Below are 23,022 nucleotides of genomic sequence, written 5' to 3' on the forward strand. Positions count from 1 at the left end.
GGCGGGATTCTGCCGCCGCGACAGTCCGCGAGAGCAGTGCCAGCTACCCCGCGACCCGACGTTAGAGTTCGGGGCGTGCCTGTGCCGCAGTACTCTCCCTCGCCCCGTGAGCTCGACGATGTCGAGCTGATCGTCTCCGGAGCCCTTCCCGGGCCGCTCAACACAGACGGATCGGCCCTGACCCTGCACCTGCCGGCCGCGATCGAGGTAGCCGCCGCCGAGGCTGGCGCGGTCGAGCTCGTGGACCCCGAGGGGCTCCCCCTGGCGCGCGTCACCTGGCCTACCGGCGAGGTCACCGGGCTCTCCTCCCCCGCCTACGGTCCGTTCCGGCGGCTCCACCTGACCCCGTCACAGACCCGGAAGGCGTACGCCGGGCGGACGGTCGTCCCGGTCACCGACGCGCTCACCACCGCCGAGATCGCGGAGATCGCGACCCTCGGGCCGGTGCTGCTGCTTGCTCTGGTCGGGCATGGCACCCCGGCACTCTCGCCCGTCGCGCTGCTGCGCGCGTCCCTGCTGGCCGCCGACGCCCTGCCCGATGCGGCCGTCGTCGCGGTACCGCTGGCTGCTCACGACGACCCCGAGGCCGACCATGCGCTCGGCGTGGCTGTCGTGGCTGCGTACGCGGGCGGGGATGCGGTCCACGCGCTGGCCACCCTCGCCTCCGACGACTACCCCGATGACATCGCCGCGGTCATCGACTTCGACCAACCCACGCCCGAGGACCAGGGCCTGGTCATCTTCTTCACCGGCCTGTCCGGCTCCGGCAAGTCCACCCTCGCTCGCGCGCTGATGGACCGGATCCTCGAGCAGGGCGCACGCACGGTCACCTCGCTCGACGGCGATGTCGTGCGCCGCAACCTGTCGGCCGGGCTGACCTTCTCCAAGGAGGACCGGGAGACCAACATCCGCCGGATCGGCTGGGTGGCCGCCGAGATCTCCCGCCACGGCGGCCTCGCCGTCTGTTCCCCCATCGCGCCGTTCGACTCGACCCGCCAGGACGTACGCGGCTACGTCGCCGACGCCGGTGGCGCTTTCTTCCTGGTGCACGTGGCCACGCCGCTGGAGGAGTGCGAGCGGCGCGACCGCAAGGGCCTCTACGCCAAGGCCCGTCGCGGCGAGATCCCGGAGTTCACCGGGATCTCATCGCCCTACGAGGAGCCGGCCGACGCCGACGTACGCGTCGACACCACCGGCCGCTCGATCGAGGACGCCCTCGGGGACGTGCTCACCGGGCTGAAGAAAGCCGGCTACCTCGACCTCGAGAGCGTCCCTGGGCAGTAGTCCCTCCAGGGTGCGTAGCCGCCGCGCAGAACCTCAGCGAAATAGGCCGGCGAGCAACCTGATCGAGCATCAACGAGCGCGACGCCCGACGCTCGCGCCGCGACATCTCCGACCGACCGCCGGATGTTCGGGTGAAATCTTAGGGAATACGGACCCGCCGCTCGACCGACGTCGACCAGTCACGGCCCCGGCCACCGTCGCCATAATCCCGACCCGTGCCCCCGTAGATGCGGTCCGGGCCGGCGGCTCCGTAGAGCCGGTCGTATCCTGGGCCGCCCTCGAGCCGATTGGCGGCGGCGTTGCCGGTGAGCGCGTCGGCACTGGATGTGCCGACGAGCCCTTCTACGCCACGGAGCGTCTCTGTGCCTGCTCCACCTGTGCTCTGAGCGGTCGTGCGCGCAAGTGAGACGTTGACCGCACGGGCGACAGCGGCGTACGAGACGATGTCGAACCCGCTGCCACCATCGACACGGTCGTTGCCGAGGCCGGGTCGGATCCGGTCGTTCCCGGCGCCACCGAGCAGCACATTTGCGCCCGAACTGCCGACGAGGATGTCGGCATACCTACTGCCGGTCAGGTTCTCAACCTGGGACAACGTGTCGGTGCCGTCGCTCACCTGTACTTTGGAGAGGGTGGCGGTGACGCCGGCCGACGCTGTCGCATAGGACGCTGTGTCCGTCCCGGAACCGCCGATCAGGCGGTCGTCCTGGCCGCCTCCGGCGAGAGCGTCGTTGCCTCCGCCGCCGTTGATCACGTTCGATGCCGAGTTTCCGCTCAGTACGTCGGCATGGCCACTGCCAGTCAGGTTCTCGACGCCGCGGATCGTGTCGGTTCCTGCGGCTCCGGTCGCCCCGGAAAGGCTCGCCCGTACGGCACCGGTCGCTGTCGCATAGCTCACGGTGTCAGTACCGCCGTCGCCGACGATCATGTCAGCTCCGGCATCTCCGGAGAGGACGTCATTGTCGTTGGCAGCATTCAGGCGACCATTGCCGAGGATCGTGTCGTCACCCGCGCCGCCGGAGATCCTGTCGTTGCCCAGTTCGCCGGCGATCCGATTGTTCCGGGCGTCGCCGGTGAGCACGTCGGCGTACGCCGAGCCGACGATCCCTTCAGCGCTGATGGTGGTGATCCTCTGGTCACCATATGTGCGCGTGCCGTCACCTGCGTTGTAGGTGACGGCCCGATCGGACCTGGAGAAGTCGACCGAGTCCTGGCCACTGCCACCGTCGAACGTGTCGATCACGGGCAGGGTGGTGCTCAGGTCGGGTCGCCACGAGATCTCGAGGCGGTCATCGCCGTCGCCGGCCCTCACCGTCGTCCCGGCGGGACAGGACCACGAGCCACCCAAGAGGCTGGTCGCGGTGCTGAACACCACATCGGCACCGCCCCTGGCGTCGACGTCACAGAAGGCGCCGGCGTTCACGTGGTCGCCGTAGGGCGTCAAAACCAACCTTGTGCCGGCAAGGCTGATCCGGTCCTGGACGGTCATCGGAACGATCGCGTCGGCCTCCTCACCCTCGACCCAGACCGTCGGGTCCGATCTGCCGCCCTCGACATGAGCCGCCGCGGTGGCCCGCTCGTAGGAGAGGACGAGGCCTTCGCGAGCGTGGAAGCGGTCGTATCCGATGCCGCTGTAGACTACGTCCGCGCCCCCACGTCCGTCGATGTCCGATCCTGCGGGTGATGCCGTCAGGACGTCCTCGTACGAGGTACCGAGGATGTCCTCGACACCGACCAGACGGTCCGCCCCGCCACCACCAGTGTTCTGCACGGCCGTGCTCGACAGCGCGACACTGACGCCCGCAGTCGCGTCCTGGTAGCTAACCTGGTCCTTTCCGGAGCCGAGGTCGACATGGTCGTTGCCGCCACCGTCGCGGCTCCGGTCGTCGCCGGCACCACCGAAGATCTTGTCGTTCCCTGGACCTCCCCTGAGTGTGTCCGCTCCGTCGCCACCGCAGACGATGTCGTCACCTTCGCGCCCATCGATCACCTCCGCCTCGGCGGTACCGAGGATCACATCATCACCCTCCGTCGGCGCGTCGCCGGTCGCGAGGTTCACGGTGACAATGGAGCCATCGCACGTCGGGACCGACTGGGCCGACGCGGGGACGTTCCAGGCGAGGGCGGCGGCAGCGAGAAGCACACTCGCGGCGTACGGAGACCAGCGTCGGATCATGAATGGCTTCTTCGTGTGCGGCGGGCGTAGGTTTCGCAAACATACCCCGGCGGGCACGCCCGTATGTCCCTGATCCGGAAACGCTCGGCCAGCGGGGCGACTCGTTAACCCCCGAGCCCCATGAGCGCGGAGGCCTCGTCCCGACTCAACGGCACCCGCTGCGCGGCCTCGGCGGCCCGCAAAGCCCGCTCGACGTGGCGGCCCGGAGTTCACCGGGATCTCGTCTCCGTACGACGAGCCGGCCGACGCCGACGCACGTGTCGACACCACCGGCCACTCCATCGACGAGGCATTGGAGGACGTCATCGCCGGCCTGCGCTAGGCCGGCTACCTCGACCTCGCCTGAGCTCCGCGCTCAGCGGTCGCGGTAGACCAGCCCGGACAGGCGCCAGGCGAGCATCCGACGGAAGCGCGGGAGCTTCGCGAGCGTGGACAGCACCAGGTTCCGTACGCTGCGCCGGACCCCCTGCGCGATGCCGAACCGGGTCAGGCGGTCGGAGAGCGCGATGACCTCCTCGGCGACCGGCCGGCGGCGGGAGGCGTAGTCGTCGAGTGCGGCGTCGTCACCGTCGATGATCGTGGCGACGAGGGCATCCCCGAGCACGACCGCGTCCTGGAGCCCGGTGTTCATGCCCTGGCCGCCGGCGGGGCTGTGCACGTGGGCCGCGTCGCCCGCGATCAGCACCCGGCCCGCGCGATAGGCGTCGGCGACGCGGTGGTGGACCCGGAACCGCGATCCCCACAGGACCTCGGTGACCTTGACCGGACTCTTGACGCCCCCGCGGCGGTCGAGGAGACCCTGGACGTAGTCGACGTCGGGCTCGGCCGGCGCCTCGTCGACCGGGGCGACGAACCGGAACGAGCCGTCGGGCAGGGGCGCGGCGACCAGGGTGCCCTCGGGCGAGAAGTAGAGGATGACCTCGTCGTGCGGCAGGTCCCCGTCGATGCGTACGTCGGCGAGGCTGAACGACTCGGCGTACTTGCCTCCCGGGAAGCCGATCCCGGCCCTGTCGCGCACGGTGGAGTGCATCCCGTCGGCGCCGACGAGGTAGCGCGCCCGGATCTCGGTGCCGTCCTCGGTGGTGGCCGTGACGCCGGTGTCGTCCTGGACGAGGTCGACGAGGGTGAGCGGTCGGCGTACGTGACCGCCGAGCTCGGTGAGGCGCTCGAGGAGGACCCGCTCGGTGACCGCCTGGGAGACCATCAGGGCGTAGGGGAACTCGCTGGGGAGGTCGTCGAAGCGGATCGGCACCAGAACCTTGTCGCGGTCGCGGATGGTGAAGCGCGGCGCCTCGATGCCCTCCTCGACCAGGCGCCCGGAGACGCCGAGGTCGGCGAGGACCTCCAGGGTGCGGGCGTGGACAACCGCGGCCCGGGAGGTGTTGTCCCCGGCTGCCTGGTTGTCGATGACGGTGACGTCGATGCCGGCCGCAGCCAGCTTGGTCGCCACGGCCAGCCCGGTGGGGCCGGCGCCGACGACGAGGACATCAGTGGTGATGGTGGACATGATGCGCTCCTTGCTCTTTCGGATGCCAACACTTGTTGGCCAACTGATGTTGACCAAGTTGCGCGCCGTCGCCATTGACGTCAACGGGTGTTGGCCTACACTTGTTGGCATGACCGACACCCGCCGATCCGGAGCCGAGACCCGCGAGCGCATCCTCGCCGTCGCGCGCGAGCACTTCGCGCGCCAGGGATACGACCGCACCACCATCCGCGCCATCGCCTCGGAGGCGCAGATCGACCCCTCGATGGTGATGCGCTACTTCGGCAGCAAGGAGGAGCTCTTCAAGGTCGCCGCCTCGATCGACTTGGCACTCCCGGATCTCTCCACGACTCCGGAGGGCGAGGTCGGACGCGTGATGACCGCCCATTTCGTACGCACCTGGGACTCCGAGGGCACCCTGATGGCCCTGCTCCGCCGGGCCGCCTCGGACCCCCAGGCTGCAGAGCAGATGCGAAGCATCTTCGCCGCCCAGGTCGCCGCCGCCGTCGCTCCCCTGTGCCCCGATCCGGCGCAGGCCGCGCGCCGGGCAGCCCTCGTTGCCACCCAGCTCCTCGGCATTGCGCTGGGCCGCTACGTACTCCATCTCCCGCCGATCGTCGAGATGGACCCCGATGAGATCGTCAACTGGGTGGCCCCGACGATCGACCGCTATCTCACCGCCGAGTCGGCTCAAACTGACGAAAACCCGCGCCGAATCGGCTCGTCGTAACGAGCCGACTCGGCGCGGGTCTCGGTCAGGAGTGCCTAGCGCTTGAGGCCGAGTAGCGCCCAGGCCTCGTCCGTGCTCATCGGCTCGCGCTGGGCGACGGCCGCGGCCTCGACGGCGCGCTCGACGAGCTGGCGATTGGCGTCGACCGGGACCCCCTTGGCGAGGGTGAGCACGTCCTCCATCCCGACCCGCAGGTGCCCGCCCATGGCCAGCGAGGTGAGCATGACCGGGAGGGTCGAGCGGCCGATGCCGGTCGCCGACCACGAGGTCACCTCGTCCGGCAGCGCGGCGACGCCGGCGACCAGCGCGGCCGAGGTGCCGGGCATGCCACCGGGCACGCCCATGACGAAGTCGACGTGGACCTTGCCGCCCGCGGGCAGCCCGTACTTCCCCAGCAGCCGCTGCAGCGCGGCGACGTGTCCCAGGTCGAAGAGCTCGAACTCCGGCACCACGCCACGCTCCTGGGTGAGCTGGTAGAGCTCGGCGATGAACGGCCACGGGTTGGAGAAGACGTCGTCGCCGAAGTTGGTCGTGCCCATCGTCAGCGAGCACGAGTCCGGTCCGGCGTCGAGCACCTTCAGCCGCTTGTCCAGCGGGTCGTGGACCGAGCCGCCTGTGGAGAGCTGCACGATCAGCTCGGTCTTCTCGTGGAGCGCGTCGACCGTGTCGGTCAGCCGCCCCATGTCGAGCGTCGGCGCATGGTCGTCATCGCGGATGTGGACGTGGATCATCCGCGCCCCCGCCTCCTCGCACTCGACGGCCGTCGCCACCAGCTCCTCCAGCGTCGTCGGCAGCTGCGGGCAGTCTTCCTTCGCGGTCTCCGCGCCGGTCGGGGCCACGGTCACAAGCAGTCCAGTCACCCGGACAATCTAGCGCGATTCAAGCGATCCGCCGCAATATCTCCGCCGCATGATGGCAAAACGACGTGGGAGCCCCGGCGTCAACCAGTGACACCGGGGCTCCCACGTCAGGGATCGTCAGCCGATCGGGATCGTCACCTCGGCGACATTGCCGACCGCGGCGTGGACCTTCTTGTCCACGGGCTCCGCCTTCGGCGCGAGCGTACGCAGCGTCCACTCGCCGTCGCCGGCGAAGAACCGGAAGTGACCGGTGGCCGAGGTGGGCACCTCGGCGGTGAACTCGCCGGTGCGGTCGAGCAGGCGCACGTACGCACCGTGGACCGGCTCGCCACCGCGGGTCACCTGACCCTGGATGACTGCTTCCTTGGCGACATCGACGCCGGCGAGCGAGAGCCCGCCCTCAGTTGCTCCGCACATGCTCAGGCCTCCCCGGGCTCGTCACCAAGGGCCACGGGCACGCCGACGAGCGAGCCGTACTCGGTCCACGAACCGTCGTAGTTCTTCACGTTCTGGTGACCGAGCAACTCCTTGAGCACGAACCAGGTGTGCGAGGAGCGCTCACCGATCCGGCACAGGGCGATGGTGTCCTTGCTGTCGTCGAGGCCGGCCTCACCGTAGATCTCGCGCAGCTCGTCGTCGGACCTGAAGGTGCCGTCGTCGTTGGCCGCCTTGCTCCACGGCACGTTGATCGAGGTCGGCACGTGGCCGGCACGCTGGGCCTGCTCCTGCGGCAGGTGGGCCGGGGCGAGCAGGCGGCCCGCGTACTCGTCGGGGCTACGGACGTCGACAAGGTTCTTGACGCCGATGGCCTCGACGGTCTCGTCGCGGAAGGCGCGGATCGAGAGGTCCTGGTCCTTGGCGGTGTAGCTGGCCGCCTCACGGGTGACGGTCTCGTCGGTCAGCTCGCGGGAGTCGAGCTCCCACTTCTTGCGGCCGCCATCGAGGAGCTTGACGTCCTGGTGGCCGTAGAGCTTGAAGTACCAGAAGGCGTACGCGGCGAACCAGTTGTTGTTGCCGCCATAGAGCACCACAGTGTCGTCGTTGGAGACGCCACGCTCGGAGAGCAGTGCGGAGAACTGGTCCTTGCTGACGAAGTCGCGGCGCACCTGGTCCTGCAGGTCGGTGGTCCAGTCGAGCTTGATCGCACCCTTGATGTGGCCCTTGTCGTAGGCGGTGGTGTCTTCGTCGACCTCGATCAGCACCACCTTCGGGTCATCGAGGTGCTCCTCCACCCACTGGGCGGAGACGAGGGAGTTCTCGCGGGTCATCTAGGTACCTTTCGTTGGTGTTTCTTGCGTTCAGGGGTCAGGCGGATGGGATGACACCCAAGCGCCTGATCAGCAGGTAGAGCTCGCAGCCGAGGCAGAACTTGAAGACGGCATTGAGCACGGCCGCGACCAGCGCGAGGCCGAGGGCGATCTGCGCCACGAGCGTGGCGCCGACCAGGAAGCCCACGAGCGCGACCAGCACGAAGGCGAGGCCTACGCCCTGGGCGAACCGGGGCGGTGCCGGGTCCTCGAGCTCGTCCGGGGCGCCGAGGCGGGGACGTACGAACTTCTTGAAGAGCCAGGCGTGTGGGGTCCGCTGAACGCCGAGACCCGCCCCGATCGCGAAGAGCACGGTCTGGATGGCCGTCACCACCAGAGCCCATGGCTGCGGGAGCAGCAGAGCCAGGAGGAGTACGACAACGGTCAGCGCCGCAGCGAACTGCGGGCCACGAGGGTCGATTCCGGTCTGTGTCGCCGTCTGGCCTGAGGTCTCGGACATAGGTGTGCTCCTGCGAGAGTGGAGGAAAGGTCGTCAGGACGAGCCTGACAGGCGAAAGCGATCCCCAGGGTCGACTCGGTCGACAATCTCAGGGAATCAGCGGCAGGAACGACACAGCGCCGAGCGCACGCGGCAGTGATCCACTGCGCGGCGCTTGGTCAGCATGGTCGAGAACATGCGATGACAGTAGCGCGATGCTCGACGGCCACGAAACGAATGTCTCGACATACGGACGAGCGTGTCAGGATTCGAGATTCACTGTCGGAATCGCACTCAGGACCTGCTCCTTGCGCGGAGCACCGGAGGCACGTGCGATCTCGTTGCCGGCGCCGTCGATCACCAGGGTCGTCGGCGTACGCATGATGTCGAGCCGGCGCACCAGGTCGAGGTGGTGCTCGGCGTCGATCTCGACGTGCACCACGCCCGGGACGATCTCCGCGACCTCGCCCAGGATCCGCCGGGTCGCCCGGCACGGCGCGCAGAAGGCGCTGGAGAACTGCACGAGGGTCGCGCGCGCGCCGAGCTCGGTCTCACCCAGTGCGTCGGTGACCGCGTCCCAGGCGTGCGGCTCGGGTGGGTGATCCTCGTGAGTCACATGGAGCTCCTTCGTGCCTCGGAAGCGGCCGTCACTGAGCATCCGGAACAGGCCGAAGGCGAGGGCGGCGGCAATCGCGACGACGGCAATCCAGGCTCCGGTGCTCACGAGGGGCACAACCCCGGTCCGCGGTGGATTATTTCCGCCGACCTCATTCCGAGCCGCCGGCGAAGGGTGGGAGGAACTCGACGGTCGCGCCCGGCTCGACCTCGACCGCACTCGGATCCTGGGATCCGACCGGACGGTCGCCGATGAGTGCCGAGCAGACCTTCAGGACCTCGGGGAGGCGGGTATCGGCGTGCAGCTCCGCGGCGCGGCGTACGACTTCTGCCAGCGTCAACGGGCCGTCGACCTCGAACCGGTCGGACGGAGTCCCGGCCGCTGACTTGGCCGCGGCCCAGTAGCGGACCTCTATAACATTCGTCACTTTCTCGTGGACATCCTTCCTATGTCACCGTGAGGTTTCGTTAATATGGTGCAACGATCACCTCACCGAGGCTCAATGTTGCGTTTCGGTGCTCCTCTTTCTCTGACCGAGAGGCACCCCCCATGAGCTCGCTTCTGTTGTTGACCAGTTCGCTCCAGCCTTCGACAGATGTCCTGCCCGGGCTCTCGCTCCTCGGCCATCAGGTGAAGATCCTTCCTGCTGAAGGTAGCGCGCTTCTCGAGGCGCCCGACTCCGACCTGCTGCTCGTAGACGGCCGGCAGGACCTCGCCCAGGCCCGTGACCTGTGTCGTCTGATCCGCACGACCGGCACCGACATCCCCGTTCTGCTGATCGCCACCGAGGGCGGCCTCGCCGTCGTCGCCCACGACTGGGGCATGGACGACGTCGTGCTGCACACCTGCGGCCCGGCCGAGCTCGAGGCCCGGATCAAGCTCGCGATCGGCCGGATCTCGGCGGCCCGCGAGGCCTCCGACCCCGAGGCCCACGTCATCCGCTCCGGCGAGGTCGTCGTCGACGACGCCACCTACACCGCCAAGATCGGCGGTCGCCCGCTCGACCTGACCTTCAAGGAGTTCGAGCTCCTGAAGTTCCTCGCCCAGCACCCGGGCCGCGTCTTCTCGCGCCAGCAGCTGCTGCAGGAGGTGTGGGGCTACGACTACTTCGGCGGCACCCGCACCGTCGACGTCCACGTACGTCGCCTGCGCGCCAAGCTCGGCCCGGAGAACGAGACCCTCATCGGCACCGTCCGCAACGTCGGCTACCGCTTCGTGCTGCCGTCGAAGAACAACGAGGCCGCCGCCGACGGCGCCCGGCTGACCCCGTCTCCTCGCCTGGGGGCCGACGCCTAGGCTGCTCCTATGGCACTCACCGTCGATCAGGTCCTGGCCATCGCGAAGGCGACCGAGGCGTACGACGGCGTGGCGCCGCTCGACGAGGCGACCCTCCTGACGCTGCGCAACCGTCCGGAGGACGCCACGATCTGGGGGGACGTACGCGGCTTCGGGCTTCTGATCGGCACCGAGCTGGCGCTAGTGGTGTTGACCCAGCATCGTGGAGTGGGTCTGGGGCGTCAGCTGCTGCTCCGGGCGCCATCGCTTTCGGCCGGGGCGACGGCGTGGTCGCACGGCGACAACCCGGCGGCTGCCCGGCTGGCCGCCACACAAGGTTGGGAGCGCACCCGTGAGCTGTGGGTCATGCGTCGCCCTGTCGCCGGTCTGCCGCCGGCTCCGGAGACTCCCGACGGCATCGTCGTACGCGGCTTCGAGCCCGGCGACGAGGCCGAGCTGCTTCGGGTCAACGCCGCCGCCTTCGCGCACCACCCCGAGCAGGGATCGCTGGACGAGGCCGGTCTGCGGGAGCGGATGGCGGAGTCGTGGTTCGACCCGTCGGGGCTGGTCACCGCGTGGGAGGGCGAGAAACTCCTGGCGTTCCACTGGACCAAGCGCCACAGCGAGACCGAGGGCGAGGTCTACGTCGTCGGTGTCGATCCCGCCGCGCAGGGCCGCGGCCTCGGCAAGCTGGTCACCCTCCTCGGGCTGAACCACCTGGCTGCTGTCGGCGTCGAGCGGATCCATCTCTATGTCGAGGGCGACAACACCCCCGCCGTACGCCTCTACGAAGGCCTCGGTTTCACCCGTGCCGCGGCGGACACGCACGTGCAGTACACGCGCCACTAGTCTCTGGTCGCGTGAAGCTGACCGAATCTCAGAGTGACCGGGCCGTCGGGGCCATCGTCGGAACCGCCGTGGCGGATGCGCTCGGGGCTCACTACGAGTTCGACTCGGCTCGGCTCGGCGCGGACGAGAGCGCGCAGATGCTCGGCGGCGGGCTCGGCCCGTTCGCGCCCGGGGAGTGGACCGACGACACGACGATGGCGTGGTGCATCCTCGACGTCGCCGCGGGCGGTCTCGACCTGCGTACCCAGGAGGGGCTGACTGCGGTCGCCCGCAACTTCCGGACGTGGGCGGAGTCGGACCCGAAGGACATCGGCAACCAGACCGCCCGGGTGCTCAACAACGCCGGCCCCGCACCGACCGCCGGGCAGCTGCAACAGGTCTCGGAGGAGCTGCACGAGACGACCGGCCACACCGGAGGCAACGGCTCCCTGATGCGTACCGCTCCGGTCCCGCTCCGCTATCTCGGCGACCGCCCGGCCGTCGCCGAGGCAGCCGCCGCGGTGAGCGCCCTGACCCACTGGGACGAGCACGCCCGGTCCGGTTGCGTTCTGTGGTCCCTGGCGATCGAGCACGCGGTGATGCACGGCGAGCTCGACGTACGCTCCGGCCTCTCCCACCTCTCCCCCGCCGAGGCCACCTTCTGGACCGAGAAGCTCGACGAGGCCGAGACCGCGCCGCCCGCGACCTTCAACCCCAACGGCTGGGTCGTCACCGCACTGCAGGCCGCCTGGTCCTCCATCGCCCAGACCCCGGTGCCCGAGGCAGACCCCGCGAGCCACTACGTCGACGCGCTCGACACCGCCATCCGGATCGGCAACGACACCGACACCGTCGCGGCCATCGCCGGCGGCCTCCTCGGTGCCCGCTGGGGCGCCACCGCCATCCCCGCCGAGTGGCGCAAGCTCAGCCACGGCTACCCCGGCATCCCCGGCGACTCCCTCGCCACTCTCGCCCTCGACACCGTGGCTGCCGGTCGGCGCTGATCAGCGCAGGGGGCGGATGTGGAGGCCGATCTCGGGGTCGACGAGGATCTCCTGGGCCACCGGCATCCCGTCGACGACGAGCTGCGCGTCCACAGGTACGTTGCGCTTGACCAGCCCCAACGCGATCGGACCGAGCTCGTGGTGACGAGCGGACGAGCCGACGAAACCGACCGTCTTCTCACCGAAGACCAGCTCCGACCCAGCAGCGGGCAGCCGGTTCTCGGAACCGTCGAGGTGGAGCAGTACCAGGCGCCGCGGCGGGCGGCCGAGCGTGTGGACGCGGGCGACCGTCTCCTGTCCGCGGTAGCAGCCCTTGTCGAGATGGACCGCGTACTCCGGGCCGACGGTCTCTTCCGAACCCGGCACCCAGCCGACCTCGTTGGGGATCGTGCGCGCATCGGTGTCCACGCCGAACCGCGGCTCACCGCGCTCGATCCGGAGAGCCTCGAACGCCCAGAACCCGCAGGCGGGGCCCGCGGCAGCGGCGTACGTCTCCAAGGACTCGCGCGGGACGAAAGAGTAGCCCTGCGAGGGACGCCAGACGGAGGCCTGTGACGGCTCAGCCGTCACGGTCACGTCCGACCAGAACTTCATCCGCTCCAGGTAGGCGACCAGAGCCTCACCGGCCCCCGGCTCGGTCCACGCCAGGAAGGAGGAGCCGTCGTCGACGCCAGAGAAGAAGTGCTCGACATGTCCCTGCGGCGACAGGATCAGGGCCGAGGTCCAGACCCCGGGCGCCAGTCCCTCGAAGGCCTGCGAGGTCAGCGAGTGCAGCCAGGTCAGCCGGTCGGGACCGGCGATCCGTAGGACGTCACGGTGGGAGAGGTCGACGAATCCCTCACCGGAGGCCAACGTCCGCTGCTCCAGGTTGAACGATCCGTAGTGCGCGGCGACGGGTGCGTCGGCACCGTCGCCGGCGACGGCACCGGGCAGGGACAGAAGCGGGCTGGCAGTCATCATGGCTCCTCGGAAGAACAGTCGACGCACGCCCCGAAGACGGTCAGATGAGCGACATCTACCTCGAAGGCGTACTCCTCACGCAGCCGCTCGCTGATTCCGTCGGCCACTGAGGGGTCAACACTGGTGACCTTCTGACACTTCCTGCAAACCGCATGAAAATGTGGCCGGCCGGAGACCGAGTGGTAGGTCGAGGCCCGCTCGCCCAGGTGGGCGTGGCGCACCAGTCCCAGCTCCTCGAGCACCTCGAGGTTGCGGTAGACGGTGGATAGGTTGATCGCCGAGGACGACTCGCGTACGACCGCGAGCACCTCCTCGGGGGTGGCGTGCCGCAGCCGCTCGATGGCGCCGAGGACCAGCTCGCGCTGGGGCGTGAGTCGATAGCCCTTCGCCCGAAGGGCCTCGCGCCAGTCCTCAGCGGCCTCGGTCATCGCGACTACTTGTTGACTCGCTTGAGCCGCGCCCACAGGTGCGGCTGCAGCGCCTGACCCATCGCGGCCATGTCGAAGGCGTAGAGAAGGTCGCCCTCGACGTTGCCGTAGAGGCGCTTGCCGGCGGTGTACTCCTTCGCGGTCTCCGTGCGGGCGACCGCGTCCGTGGTGAGGTCGAGCTTGCCGCCCTCGGCCTTGCCGTACCAGACCTCGACGATGCCGGTGTTGTGCGTCATCACCCACTCGACCTCGCCCTCGGGACGGAAGCGCACGAAGCCGGTCTCCAGCGCCGCGTCGCGCACCTTCTCGCCGGTCTCGGGGTCGATGATCCACGAGCGCGCGAAGTAGTGGAAGAACGGTCGCCCGTCGTGGGTGAAGATCAGCTCCTGCCCGAACTCGAACTTGTCGATCGTCGGATAGTCACCGTGTCCGTTGCCCTGCCAGGTGCCGAGCATCCACGCACAGGGACCGGCATCGGGGTGAAGGTTCTCCGGAAGTTCGAAAGCCACACGCCGAGTTTAGGCCGTACGTCGGCTACGACCCGAAACGCAGGCGCTAGTGTGCTCGGCATGCAAGAACTCGTGGTGAAGGTGACCGTGGGTGCCGAGGCGCCCGAGCGTACGAACCAGGCCTTCACGGTCGCCTCGGCGGCCGCGACCGCCGGCGCGAAGGTGTCGCTGTGGCTCACCGGTGAGGCGACCTGGTTCGCGGTTCCCGGGAAGGCGGAGGAGTTCACGCTCGAGAACTCGGCTCCGCTGCAGGAGCTGATCGGGCTGGTCATCGAGGCCGGCCAGGTGACCGTGTGCAGCCAGTGCGCCTCACGTCGCGACCTGTCCGAGGACGACCTCATCGAGGGCGTCACCATCAAGGGCGCGGTCGTGTTCGCCGAGGAGATCCTGCGCGAGGGCGTGCAGGCGCTCGTCTACTGAGACTCCCTACCAGAACTACACCAATGTAGTTCCAGGTAGCAGGCGTGTTAATCCTCTCGGAGACTCCACACACCGCCTACTTCGCCGTTAGCATTCACCCTCGTGAGCACGCAGACCCCCAGTGGCAAGTGGTGGAGCCGGGATTCGGCCGCCCAGCCGGGTGACGACGAGGACCTGACGGCGCGCGCTGCGGAGTTGGCCCGCGCCGCTGCCGCAGCCGAGTCACTTCGCATCTCAGCCGAGCAGGCGGCCGCCGAGCAGGCGGCCGAGCGACTGGTTGCCGAGGAAGCTGCCGCCGAGCATGCCACCGCCCGTGGGAAGGCCGACGAGACCGCCAAGCTCCACGCCGAGCTGGCCGCCGACGCCCACCAGGCGCGTGAGGTCGCGGAGAAGGCAGCCGAGGAGTACGCCCGCGCCCGGGTCGAGGCCGAGAAGCTCGCCGACACCCGTGCCAAGGAGCGCGCCGAGGCCGAGGAGGCCGCGCTCGCGAGGGGCAAGGAGCTGGAGGCGGCCGAGCGCCGCCTTCTCGAGGCGGCCCGTGTCGCCGAGGAGCAGGCCACCGCGCGCACCGAGGCCGAGGAGTCCGCCCGCGCCAACGCCGAGGAGGCCGCCGCCGCGGCCGCATCCGCCGCTGAGGCACACACCAAGGCAGCCGAGCACGCCGAGCTCGCCCAGTCCGCCTACGCCGCGCGCAGCGTCGCGGAGGCAGCCGCCGAGGACCGCCTCGAGGAGATGGACGAGCTTCGCGACGCGCTGGCGGCAGCCGAGAAGGCCGCCCGCAAGGCCGCGGACGAGGCCCGCGCCGCCTACGAGGCACGCAGTGAGGCGGAGGCCGCCGCCGAGGCCGCCTACACCGCTCGCGCCGCGGCCGACACCCGATCCGAGGAGCTCGCGCGGATGCGCGAGGAGGCCGACGCGGCCGCCGCCGGCCGGGCCGACGAGGCGCTCGCCGCGTTCACCGCGCGCCAGGCCGCCGAGCAGGCCGCCAACGACCGGGCGACCGAGGCCGAGAAGGCCGCCGCTGCGCGCATCACGGCCGAGGAGTCCGCGGTCGCGATGGCGACCCAGGCCGAGCAGGCCGAGCAGGCCCGCAAGGAGGCCGAGGCCGCGGCCGAGGCCGCCTATGCCGCTGCCGAGGCGGCCGCGACCGCCCGCGCCGAGGCCGAGGAAGCGGCGAAGGAGGCCTTCGAAGAGCGCAAGTCCGCCGACGCCAACGCCGAGGACCACGCGATGACCCGGGCCGCGGCCGAGGCCACCGCAGCTGACCAGTACGCCGTGGCAGCCGAGGCGCTTGCCGCGCGCACCGAGGCGGAGGAGGCCGCGCTGCGCGCCTTCAAGGCCGCCGACGCCGCCAACGACGCCCGTCTCGAGGCCGAGAAGAGCGCGAAGCAGTACGCCGAGTTCGCCGCTGCCGCCGCTCACGAGGCCAACGAGAACGAGGAGCGCTACCGGCAGCTCACCGAGCTCGCCTCCCAGGCCGAGCAGGCGGCCGAGTCCGCCAACCTCGCCCGGATGGCGGCCGACCAGCGCGCCTCCGAGCACGCCGATCTCGCGGTGCAGGCCCTGGAGGGCCGGCGCGCCGCCGAGCGCGCCGCTACCGAGGCCAACGAGGGTCGTCGCGCGGCGGAGTCCGCGCTGCGTACCGCCCACGAGTCGATGACCGAGCTCATCACCGGACAGGCCAGCGAGCGCGAAGAGGCCGAGCGCCGGATGACGGAGATGATGAATCGTCTCGCCGACGTCCAGCAGCAGGCCGCCGACGCCGTACGCCTTCGGGCCGAGGCCGAGGAGGTCGCCGGCCAGAAGGCGATCGACCGTCAGGCCGTCGAGGCCTCGATCCTGCACAACACCCAGCTGGTCGAGCAGGCCATCGTGGACCGGCAGATCGCCGAGCGCCGTAGCGCCCAGCTCGCCAAGCAGCTCGCCGACCTGCGCGAGGCCGTCATGCTCGCGGTCAAGGGCGGCAGCACCAACAAGCGTGCGATGCAGGCCCTCGAGCTCACGCTCGCCGCGACGCCGTCGCCGCCCGAGGCGCAGTTCCCAATCCCCGACGCTCCTGACGAGCCGCTCGTGGTCGAGCCCCTCGAGCCGGTCGAGCCCGTGAAGGCCACCGCGCCCGCACCGGTCGACTCACCGGCGGCACCGACGGCCGGGCCTCCGACCGCGCCCGTGACGCTGCCCGAGCGGCCGACCGGCAAGAAGCAGGCCAACAAGTCGGAGGGCTCGCCCGCGCAGCCGGCGGACCTGCCCGACACCCCGAGCGACTCGCTCCCCCAGCGCTCGAGCGGCTGGCTGGCGGCGGTCAAGCTCGCCGAGTCCGGCAAGTTCCCCGGCGCCAAGATCCCCGGCGCCGGCAGCGCCGCACCCGAAGCGGCCCTTTCTGCCGAAGACGTGGAGGGCGAGCCGGTCGGCACCAAGAGGCTCACCGTCCGCACCTTCAGGCCCGAGGACGGCTCGCTCATGACCGAGAGCACCGTCACGGTCACCGAGGAGGGTGTGCTCGACGTACGCAAGGACGAGCAGACCCACACCTACGACCTCTACGACACCCACACCGACATCACCATCAAGGGTGAGCCGGCCGCCGACGAGTGGGTCGTCGAGTTCAACACCGACGAGGCCGGTGCGGTCCAGGTCGACAAGTCGATGGTCGACCCCGAGGCGTTCCAGCGCGAAGTTCTCCGCTGGCGCCCCGACATGGCTGGCTGAACGGGCTTGTTGGGATACCCGGTTAACCGGGTATCCCTGCACTTCTCAGGCGTTGCAACACCTGAGAAGTGCAGGAAAAACCTGAGAAGTCAGAGGTTGTCGCGCAGGACCTGCGCGATCTCGAGCACAGCGGCGCGTGACGTACGCCCGGCGCCGACCACGTTCAGGAACCCATGGATCTGGTCGGCGAAGCGTCGGTGCACGACCTTGACCCCGGCCTCGTCGAGCTTGGCGGCGTACGCCTCGCCCTCATCGCGCAGCGGGTCGAAACCCGCGGTCGCGACGTACGCCGGGGCGATCCCGGTCGTCGGGATCTCCGCGTACAGCGGGGCGTGGCGCGGGTCGCGGCGATCGACGTCCTCGGGCAGGTAGTTGTCGGTGGCCGCGGCGATGAAGTCGGCGGTCAGGTAGAAGCCCTCGCTGAGATCCTCGCGGCTGCGGGTGTTCGCCTCCGACTGCGTCACCGGGTAGATGAGCAGCTGGAACGCGCAGTCCTCACCCACGGCGAGCGCGACCCCCGCTGCCAGGTTACCGCCGGCGGAGTCACCGCCGACACCGATCCGGGCCGGGTCCGCACCGAGCTCGGCCGCATGCTCGACCGCCCACCGGAACGCCGCGACGGAGTCGCCGTACGCCGCCGGGAACGGTGACTCGGGCGCCAGCCGGTAGTCGATCGAGAGCACCTTGACGCCCGATTCGCTGGCCAGCAGCCGGCAGGGAGCGTCATGGCTGTCGAGGTCACCGAAGATGAAGCCGCCGCCGTGCAGGAAGACCAGCAGCGGCGCGTTGCCCGAGGCGCCCTCCGGGACGTAGAGCCGCGCCTTCAGCCCCGCGGCCCAGAGCTCCCGCACCGACCCGATCTCCTGACGGCCGCCCCCGAGCTGCGACTGCCGCAGCAGCGCCACCCGCCCCTTCGGGATCGGCAGCGTCGACGGGTCCGGCTCCCCCGACACCTTCATCAGCGCGAGCATGATCTGCGTGTCCACCGCGAGCGTCTGCCCGTCGTAGGTCACCGGCTTCCCCACGAGCCGTCGCTGCACCGGAGCAGGCAGGTTCAACGCCGTCGTGAACGCGGTCCGCTTCGCCGGCATCAGCAACGGATCGACCAGGGACGAGACGCGAGCGAGAATCGACATGCGCCTAAACTACCCGCTAGTAGGGACATCGTGTTACAGGTAGTTCACCGAACGTACGGTGGATTCTCGGAATCAGCCATGAGTTCGGATGAAAGACTGACCCCATGAGTCTCGACCCGCAGGCCCCCACCCGCTCGGCCGAGGACACCGTGAGCCTGACCGCGGTTCCCGACCAGCCGTTCGACGTCGAGCCCGAATACATCCCCGATCACGAGGCGCTGGCCGAGGTCGAGAAGTACGACGACCGGTTCCTCGACCGGGAGCTGTCCTGGCTGCGGTTCAACGAGCGGGTCCTGGAGCTGGCGGAGGACGAGACGCTGCCACTGCTGGAGCGCGTACGTTTCCTGGCGATCTTCACCTCCAACCTGGACGAGTTCTTCATGGTCCGGGTCGCTGGCCTGAAGCGGCGGATCGCGGCGGGGGTGGCGGTCAAGGCCGCTTCCGGGCTGATGCCGCGTGAGGTCCTCGAGGTGATCTGGCGTACGACCCGGGAGCTCTCCGAGCGGCATGCCGAGGTGTTCCGCGGCAAGATCAAGCCGGCGCTGCTCGAGGAGGGCATCCAGCTGCTGCACTGGGAGGACCTCACCCCCGAGGAGGTCAAGGCCTGCAAGAAGCTGTTCAAGGAGCGGGTCTACCCGGTGCTGACGCCGCTCGCGGTGGACCCGGCCCACCCGTTCCCCTACATCTCCGGCCTCTCGCTCAACCTCGCCGTCCGGCTGAGGGACCCGAAGACCAAGAAGAAGCACTTCGCCCGGGTGAAGGTCCCGCCGATCTTCAGCCGCTTCGTGCCGTTGGGCAACGACCGCTTCGTGCCGCTCGAGGAGGTCATGCGGGAGCGGCTGCACAAGCTCTTCCCGGGCATGGAGATCCTCGAGGTGCACACCTTCCGAGTCACCCGCAACGAGGATCTCGAGGTCGAGGAGGACGACACCGAGAATCTCCTCACCGCGCTGGAGAAGGAGCTGCTCAGGCGGCGCTTCGGCCCTCCCGTACGCCTCGAGGTGCAGGAGTCGATGACCGACTCGACGCTCGACCTGCTGGTCTCCGAGCTCGGCATCTCCGACAAGGAGGTCTTCCGGCTGCCCGGGCCGCTGGATCTTCGCGGGCTGCACGGCATCGCCGACATCGACCGCGAGCAGCTGAAGTATCCGGCCTTCGTACCGAGCACCCACCCGGCGCTCGCGCCGGTCGAGAGCGCCGCGCCGGTCGACGTCTTCAAGGCGGCCCGCCGTGGTGACGTACTCCTCCAGCATCCCTACGACTCGTTCGCGACCAGCGTGCAGCGCTTCATCGAGCAGGCCGCGGCCGACCCGCGAGTGCTGGCGATCAAGCAGACCCTCTACCGGACCTCCGGCGACTCGCCCATCATCGATGCCCTGATCGACGCCGCCGAGGCCGGCAAGCAGGTGCTGGTGCTGGTCGAGATCAAGGCGCGCTTCGACGAGGTGGCCAACATCCGCTGGGCGCGCAAGCTCGAGCAGGCCGGCTGCCACGTGGTCTACGGCCTGGTGGGCCTGAAGACCCACTGCAAGCTGGCGATGGTGGTCCGCGAGGAGCCCGACGGCAGCATCCGTCGCTACACCCACATCGGCACCGGCAACTACAACCCGAAGACCTCCAGGCTCTACGAGGACATGGGGCTGATCACCACCAACGAGGGGATCGGCGAGGACGTCGCCCACCTGTTCAACAACCTGTCCGGCTGGAGCCGGGAGGCGACGTACGAGCAGCTTCTGGTCGCCCCCGGCAACGTACGCAACGGTCTGATCGAGCAGATCCACGCCGAGATCGCCCACCACCTGGCCGGGCGGCCGGCGAGGATCCGGCTCAAGGCCAACTCGGTGGTCGACGAGGCCATCATCGACGCGCTCTACCTGGCCTCCCAGGCGGGCGTGCCCGTGCAGCTGCTGGTACGCGGCATCTGCGCGCTCCGTCCGGGCGTGGAGGGGCTCAGCGAGACCATCGAGGTGCGCTCGATCCTGGGCCGGTTCCTGGAGCACTCGCGGATCTTCTGGTTCGAGAACGGCAACGCCGACGACGGGGACGGACCGAGCGCCTGGATCGGCTCGGCCGACATGATGCACCGCAACCTCGACCGACGGGTCGAGGCCCTCGTACGTCTCCCCACCCCGGAGCTCGTGGCCGAGGTCGGCGCACTGTTCGATCTGGCATTCGAACCGACCACAGATGCCTGGCTCCTCGAACCCGACGGGACCTGGACCCGAAACCACGCTCCCAACCATCTCCAGGCGATGTTGATCACACGCCAGCGCCAGCGCAGGCGCGCCGCGGCTGGCTGAACACGCCCTGGCTTTCGTCGTGTCAAGCGGACTCGCCTAACATGAGCCCGCAGGTCTGCCTCATCCAGCCAGGAGCCCCCCGTGCGTTTCCGATTCCGCCCGGTCGACACGTCGTTCTACGACATGTTCACCGAGTCCGCCAACCACCTCGTCGGCGGTGTCTCGCTGCTCGCCGAGATGCTCAGCGACACAGCCGATCGCGAAGACGTCGCGCGACGGATGCGCGACGCGGAGCACGCCGCTGACGAGACGACCCACGAGATCGTCAAGAAGGTCAACTCGACCTTCGTCACGCCGTTCGACCGCGAGGACATCTACGCCCTCGGCTCCGGTCTCGACGACGTGATGGACTCGATGGACGAGGTCGTCGACCAGATCTTCGTCTACGGCGTCAACATCCTGCCCCCGGAACTCTCCGACCAGGTCACCGTGCTCCAGCGCTGCGCCGAGCTGACCGCGGCGGCGATGCCGAAGCTGCGCTCGATGAAGGAGCTCTCCGAGTACTGGATCGAGATCAACCGTCTCGAGAACCAGGGCGACAAGAACCACCGTCGCATCCTTGCCAAGCTCTTCTCCGGTGAGTACGACGCGATGGAGGTCCTCAAGCTGAAGGACATCGTCGAGTCCCTCGAGGACGCGATCGACGGCTTCGAGAAGGTCGCGAACACCGTCGAGCAGATCGCCGTCAAGGAATCCTGACACCGTGGAACTTGCCATCGTCATCGCGGTGGTCGTCGTCGCCCTCGTCTTCGACTACACCAACGGCTTCCACGACGCCGCCAACGCCATCGCGACCTCCGTCTCCACGCGCGCGCTCACGCCGCGCATCGCCCTCCTCCTCGCGGCGGTGATGAACTTCGTCGGCGCGTTCCTGGGCCAGAAGGTCGCCCACACCGTCTCCGACACGATCACGCCACCATCAGGGGCACATGGTCTGACCGTGGTGATGGCCGGCCTGCTCGGCGCGATCGCCTGGAACCTGATCACCTGGTACTTCGGTCTTCCCTCGTCCTCGTCGCACGCGCTCATCGGTGGTCTGGCCGGTTCGGCGATCGCCGCCGGCGCGTTCGTCAACTGGATGACGGTGCTGGAGAAGGTCGTCATCCCGATGTTCATCTCGCCCGTGGTCGCCTTCGGACTCGGGTTCGGCGTGATGCTCGCGATCATGTGGATCTTCCGCCGCGCCAACCAGCACAAGGCACAGAAGGGCTTCCGGATCGCCCAGACGATCTCGGCCGCCGCGATGGCCCTCGGTCACGGCCTGCAGGACGCCCAGAAGACGATGGGCGTCATCTTCCTCGCCCTGGTCACCGGTGGCTTCCTCTCGGCCGATGACGACTTGCCGTTCTGGGTGATCGCCGCGGCCGCGACCGCGATCTCCCTCGGCACCATGTCCGGCGGCTGGCGCATCATGCGCACCCTCGGCCGTCGCATCATCCACCTGGATCCCTCGCGCGGCTTCGCCGCCGAGTCGGTCGCCGCCTCGGTGCTCTACACCACGGCGTACGTCTGGGAGGCTCCGATCTCGACCACCCACACGATCACCTCGTCGATCATGGGTGTCGGCGCGACCAAGCGGTTCTCCGCGGTCCGCTGGGGCGTCGCGAAGTCCATCGTCGCCGCCTGGATCTTCACCTTCCCGGCGGCCGGCACCGCCGCAGCCCTGATCTACCTGCTCTGCCACTTCGTCTTCCAGCTTCCCTGATCCTGGCCGACGAGAAACCGCCCTGCACCGTGTCGGTGCAGGGCGGTTTCGCATGTGGCGCGTGCGCCGGCTCAGCCGAAGCGGCCGGAGATGTACGCCTCGGTGTCCGGGTTGTCCGGCTTGGTGAACATCTGCTTAGTGGGGTTGAACTCCACCAGACGGCCTGGCTGGCCGGCTGCCTTCAGGTTGAAGAAGCCGGTGTCGTCGGAGACGCGGGCGGCCTGCTGCATGTTGTGGGTGACGATCACGATCGTGTAGTCGGACTTCAGCTCGTGGATGAGGTCCTCGATCGCGGCGGTCGAGATCGGGTCGAGAGCCGAGCACGGCTCGTCCATGAGCAGCACCTCCGGCTGGACTGCGATCGCACGGGCGATGCAGAGCCGCTGCTGCTGACCACCGGACAGGCCCATGCCGGGCTTGCCGAGACGGTCCTTGACCTCGGTCCACAGGTTGGCGCCGCGCAGCGCGCTCTCCACGATCGAGTCCGCCTCGGACTTCTTGATCCGCTTGGCGTTGAGCCTGTTGCCGGCCAGCACGTTGTCGTAGATCGACATCGTCGGGAACGGGTTGGGCCGCTGGAAGACCATGCCGACCTTGCGGCGCACGGCCACCGGGTCGACGTTCGGCCCGTAGATGTCCTGGCCGGCGATCTGGATCTTCCCCTCGACGTACGCGCCGGGGATGACCTCGTGCATCCGGTTGAGGGTGCGCAGGAAGGTCGACTTGCCGCAGCCGGAGGGCCCGATGAAGGCCGTCACCGACTTCGGCTTGATGGACATGGAGACGTCCTCGACGGCCTTGAAGTCGCCGTAGAAGATGCTGGCGTCCTTGACTTGAATGGACATGTGTT

The 23,022-nt window shown here is 69.1% G+C and carries 23 protein-coding genes; 10 read left to right on the top strand and 13 right to left on the bottom strand.

What is annotated here, in order from left to right; all coding sequences use genetic code 11:
• Positions 1-75: 75 nt before the first annotated feature.
• Entirely contained in the window at positions 76-1,284 is a 1,209-nt protein-coding gene (gene cysC / locus OG801_RS11285; RefSeq protein WP_406035774.1) for an adenylyl-sulfate kinase, read from the top strand.
• A gap of 139 nt (positions 1,285-1,423) precedes the next feature.
• Here cysC and OG801_RS11290 read toward each other — a convergent pair whose 3' ends face one another.
• Positions 1,424-3,460 (bottom strand): calcium-binding protein, encoded by a 2,037-nt coding sequence (locus OG801_RS11290; RefSeq protein ID WP_406035775.1) that lies wholly within the window; start codon positions 3,458-3,460, stop codon positions 1,424-1,426.
• Positions 3,461-3,815: 355 nt separating this feature from the next.
• Positions 3,816-4,967, bottom strand: coding sequence for an FAD-dependent oxidoreductase (locus tag OG801_RS11295; RefSeq protein WP_406035776.1), 1,152 nt, complete (start codon positions 4,965-4,967; stop codon positions 3,816-3,818).
• 109 nt (positions 4,968-5,076) lie between these two features.
• On the opposite strand from OG801_RS11295, the gene OG801_RS11300 reads away from it, so the two are divergent.
• Positions 5,077-5,676 (top strand): TetR family transcriptional regulator, encoded by a 600-nt coding sequence (locus OG801_RS11300; protein WP_406035777.1) that lies wholly within the window; start codon positions 5,077-5,079, stop codon positions 5,674-5,676.
• Between the two features lie 35 nt (positions 5,677-5,711).
• Here OG801_RS11300 and OG801_RS11305 read toward each other — a convergent pair whose 3' ends face one another.
• The 6 genes from OG801_RS11305 to OG801_RS11330 all read right to left on the bottom strand — a co-directional run bounded on the left by OG801_RS11305 (position 5,712) and on the right by OG801_RS11330 (position 9,325).
• The gene (locus OG801_RS11305; protein ID WP_355021526.1) at positions 5,712-6,536 is read right to left on the bottom strand and encodes a 3-keto-5-aminohexanoate cleavage protein; all 825 of its coding nucleotides are present in this window, start codon (positions 6,534-6,536) and stop codon (positions 5,712-5,714) included.
• 117 nt (positions 6,537-6,653) lie between these two features.
• A complete protein-coding gene (locus OG801_RS11310; RefSeq protein ID WP_045549621.1) occupies positions 6,654-6,953 on the bottom strand; it encodes a DUF1416 domain-containing protein in 300 nt (99 codons plus the stop codon).
• 2 nt (positions 6,954-6,955) lie between these two features.
• A complete protein-coding gene (locus tag OG801_RS11315; protein WP_406035778.1) occupies positions 6,956-7,804 on the bottom strand; it encodes a sulfurtransferase in 849 nt (282 codons plus the stop codon).
• Positions 7,805-7,841: 37 nt separating this feature from the next.
• A complete protein-coding gene (locus OG801_RS11320) occupies positions 7,842-8,303 on the bottom strand; it encodes a DUF4395 domain-containing protein (protein WP_355021528.1) in 462 nt (153 codons plus the stop codon).
• A 241-nt stretch (positions 8,304-8,544) separates the two neighbouring features.
• Positions 8,545-9,006, bottom strand: a complete 462-nt coding sequence (locus OG801_RS11325; protein WP_355021529.1) for a thioredoxin family protein — start codon at positions 9,004-9,006, stop codon at positions 8,545-8,547.
• Positions 9,007-9,049: 43 nt separating this feature from the next.
• On the bottom strand, positions 9,050-9,325 hold the full coding sequence (locus OG801_RS11330; RefSeq protein WP_355021530.1) for a MoaD/ThiS family protein: 276 nt from the start codon (positions 9,323-9,325) through the stop codon (positions 9,050-9,052).
• 122 nt (positions 9,326-9,447) lie between these two features.
• On the opposite strand from OG801_RS11330, the gene OG801_RS11335 reads away from it, so the two are divergent.
• Genes OG801_RS11335 through OG801_RS11345 form a run of 3 tightly spaced genes read left to right on the top strand, consistent with a single transcriptional unit; the run spans position 9,448 to position 12,005 of the window.
• Positions 9,448-10,194 carry a response regulator transcription factor gene (locus OG801_RS11335; protein WP_355021531.1) on the top strand — a complete coding sequence of 249 codons (747 nt, stop codon included), beginning with the start codon at positions 9,448-9,450 and terminating at the stop codon, positions 10,192-10,194.
• A gap of 9 nt (positions 10,195-10,203) precedes the next feature.
• The gene (gene mshD / locus OG801_RS11340) at positions 10,204-11,022 is read left to right on the top strand and encodes a mycothiol synthase (protein ID WP_406035779.1); all 819 of its coding nucleotides are present in this window, start codon (positions 10,204-10,206) and stop codon (positions 11,020-11,022) included.
• Positions 11,023-11,033: 11 nt separating this feature from the next.
• Entirely contained in the window at positions 11,034-12,005 is a 972-nt protein-coding gene (locus tag OG801_RS11345; protein ID WP_406035780.1) for an ADP-ribosylglycohydrolase family protein, read from the top strand.
• Here OG801_RS11345 and OG801_RS11350 read toward each other — a convergent pair whose 3' ends face one another.
• The 3 genes from OG801_RS11350 to OG801_RS11360 are packed head-to-tail and all read right to left on the bottom strand — an operon-like array spanning position 12,006 to position 13,902.
• Positions 12,006-12,965: a YgfZ/GcvT domain-containing protein gene (locus tag OG801_RS11350; protein ID WP_406035781.1), complete on the bottom strand. Its 960-nt coding sequence runs from the start codon at positions 12,963-12,965 to the stop codon at positions 12,006-12,008.
• Positions 12,962-13,393 (bottom strand): Fur family transcriptional regulator, encoded by a 432-nt coding sequence (locus OG801_RS11355; RefSeq protein ID WP_160026760.1) that lies wholly within the window; start codon positions 13,391-13,393, stop codon positions 12,962-12,964. Before OG801_RS11355 ends, OG801_RS11350 begins: the two co-directional genes overlap by 4 nt.
• Before the next feature lie 5 nt (positions 13,394-13,398).
• Positions 13,399-13,902, bottom strand: a complete 504-nt coding sequence (locus OG801_RS11360; RefSeq protein ID WP_091045857.1) for an FABP family protein — start codon at positions 13,900-13,902, stop codon at positions 13,399-13,401.
• A gap of 60 nt (positions 13,903-13,962) precedes the next feature.
• Here OG801_RS11360 and OG801_RS11365 point away from each other — a divergent pair, with 60 nt between their 5' ends.
• Together OG801_RS11365 and OG801_RS11370 are read left to right on the top strand one after the other, a co-directional pair.
• Positions 13,963-14,322: a DsrE family protein gene (locus OG801_RS11365; protein WP_355021535.1), complete on the top strand. Its 360-nt coding sequence runs from the start codon at positions 13,963-13,965 to the stop codon at positions 14,320-14,322.
• A 102-nt stretch (positions 14,323-14,424) separates the two neighbouring features.
• Positions 14,425-17,031 (top strand): hypothetical protein, encoded by a 2,607-nt coding sequence (locus OG801_RS11370; RefSeq protein WP_406035782.1) that lies wholly within the window; start codon positions 14,425-14,427, stop codon positions 17,029-17,031.
• Between the two features lie 89 nt (positions 17,032-17,120).
• On the opposite strand, the gene OG801_RS11375 is transcribed toward OG801_RS11370, so the two are convergent.
• The gene (locus OG801_RS11375) at positions 17,121-18,167 is read right to left on the bottom strand and encodes an alpha/beta hydrolase (RefSeq protein WP_406035783.1); all 1,047 of its coding nucleotides are present in this window, start codon (positions 18,165-18,167) and stop codon (positions 17,121-17,123) included.
• Between the two features lie 104 nt (positions 18,168-18,271).
• Between OG801_RS11375 and OG801_RS11380 the strand changes: the two genes are divergently transcribed.
• The 3 genes from OG801_RS11380 (at position 18,272) to OG801_RS11390 (ending at position 22,172) form a co-directional block, all read left to right on the top strand.
• Entirely contained in the window at positions 18,272-20,467 is a 2,196-nt protein-coding gene (locus tag OG801_RS11380; protein ID WP_406035784.1) for an RNA degradosome polyphosphate kinase, read from the top strand.
• Between the two features lie 81 nt (positions 20,468-20,548).
• Complete coding sequence (locus tag OG801_RS11385; protein ID WP_355021539.1) at positions 20,549-21,166, top strand: DUF47 family protein; 618 nt, start codon at positions 20,549-20,551, stop codon at positions 21,164-21,166.
• Between the two features lie 4 nt (positions 21,167-21,170).
• Positions 21,171-22,172 carry an inorganic phosphate transporter gene (locus OG801_RS11390; RefSeq protein ID WP_355021540.1) on the top strand — a complete coding sequence of 334 codons (1,002 nt, stop codon included), beginning with the start codon at positions 21,171-21,173 and terminating at the stop codon, positions 22,170-22,172.
• 71 nt (positions 22,173-22,243) lie between these two features.
• Here the strand turns inward: OG801_RS11390 and pstB are convergent, their stop codons facing one another.
• Positions 22,244-23,017 (bottom strand): phosphate ABC transporter ATP-binding protein PstB, encoded by a 774-nt coding sequence (gene pstB / locus OG801_RS11395; protein ID WP_406035785.1) that lies wholly within the window; start codon positions 23,015-23,017, stop codon positions 22,244-22,246.
• Positions 23,018-23,022 lie beyond the last annotated feature (5 nt).

Source organism: Nocardioides sp. NBC_00163 (genome assembly GCF_045206295.1).
Lineage (GTDB): Bacteria > Actinomycetota > Actinomycetes > Propionibacteriales > Nocardioidaceae > Nocardioides.

Excerpts from the sequence above, each read along its gene's own strand:
- OG801_RS11315 (WP_406035778.1), bottom strand. The coding sequence starts at position 7,804 with ATGACCCGCGAGAACTCCCTCGTCTCCGCCCAGTGGGTGGAGGAGCAC.
- OG801_RS11365 (WP_355021535.1), top strand. The coding sequence starts at position 13,963 with ATGCAAGAACTCGTGGTGAAGGTGACCGTGGGTGCCGAGGCGCCCGAG.
- OG801_RS11320 (WP_355021528.1), bottom strand. The coding sequence starts at position 8,303 with ATGTCCGAGACCTCAGGCCAGACGGCGACACAGACCGGAATCGACCCT.
- OG801_RS11295 (WP_406035776.1), bottom strand. The coding sequence starts at position 4,967 with ATGTCCACCATCACCACTGATGTCCTCGTCGTCGGCGCCGGCCCCACC.
- OG801_RS11335 (WP_355021531.1), top strand. The coding sequence starts at position 9,448 with ATGAGCTCGCTTCTGTTGTTGACCAGTTCGCTCCAGCCTTCGACAGAT.
- OG801_RS11310 (WP_045549621.1), bottom strand. The coding sequence starts at position 6,953 with ATGTGCGGAGCAACTGAGGGCGGGCTCTCGCTCGCCGGCGTCGATGTC.
- OG801_RS11350 (WP_406035781.1), bottom strand. The coding sequence starts at position 12,965 with ATGATGACTGCCAGCCCGCTTCTGTCCCTGCCCGGTGCCGTCGCCGGC.
- OG801_RS11300 (WP_406035777.1), top strand. The coding sequence starts at position 5,077 with ATGACCGACACCCGCCGATCCGGAGCCGAGACCCGCGAGCGCATCCTC.
- pstB (WP_406035785.1), bottom strand. The coding sequence starts at position 23,017 with ATGTCCATTCAAGTCAAGGACGCCAGCATCTTCTACGGCGACTTCAAG.
- OG801_RS11375 (WP_406035783.1), bottom strand. The coding sequence starts at position 18,167 with ATGTCGATTCTCGCTCGCGTCTCGTCCCTGGTCGATCCGTTGCTGATG.
- OG801_RS11355 (WP_160026760.1), bottom strand. The coding sequence starts at position 13,393 with ATGACCGAGGCCGCTGAGGACTGGCGCGAGGCCCTTCGGGCGAAGGGC.
- OG801_RS11380 (WP_406035784.1), top strand. The coding sequence starts at position 18,272 with ATGAGTCTCGACCCGCAGGCCCCCACCCGCTCGGCCGAGGACACCGTG.
- OG801_RS11290 (WP_406035775.1), bottom strand. The coding sequence starts at position 3,460 with ATGATCCGACGCTGGTCTCCGTACGCCGCGAGTGTGCTTCTCGCTGCC.
- mshD (WP_406035779.1), top strand. The coding sequence starts at position 10,204 with ATGGCACTCACCGTCGATCAGGTCCTGGCCATCGCGAAGGCGACCGAG.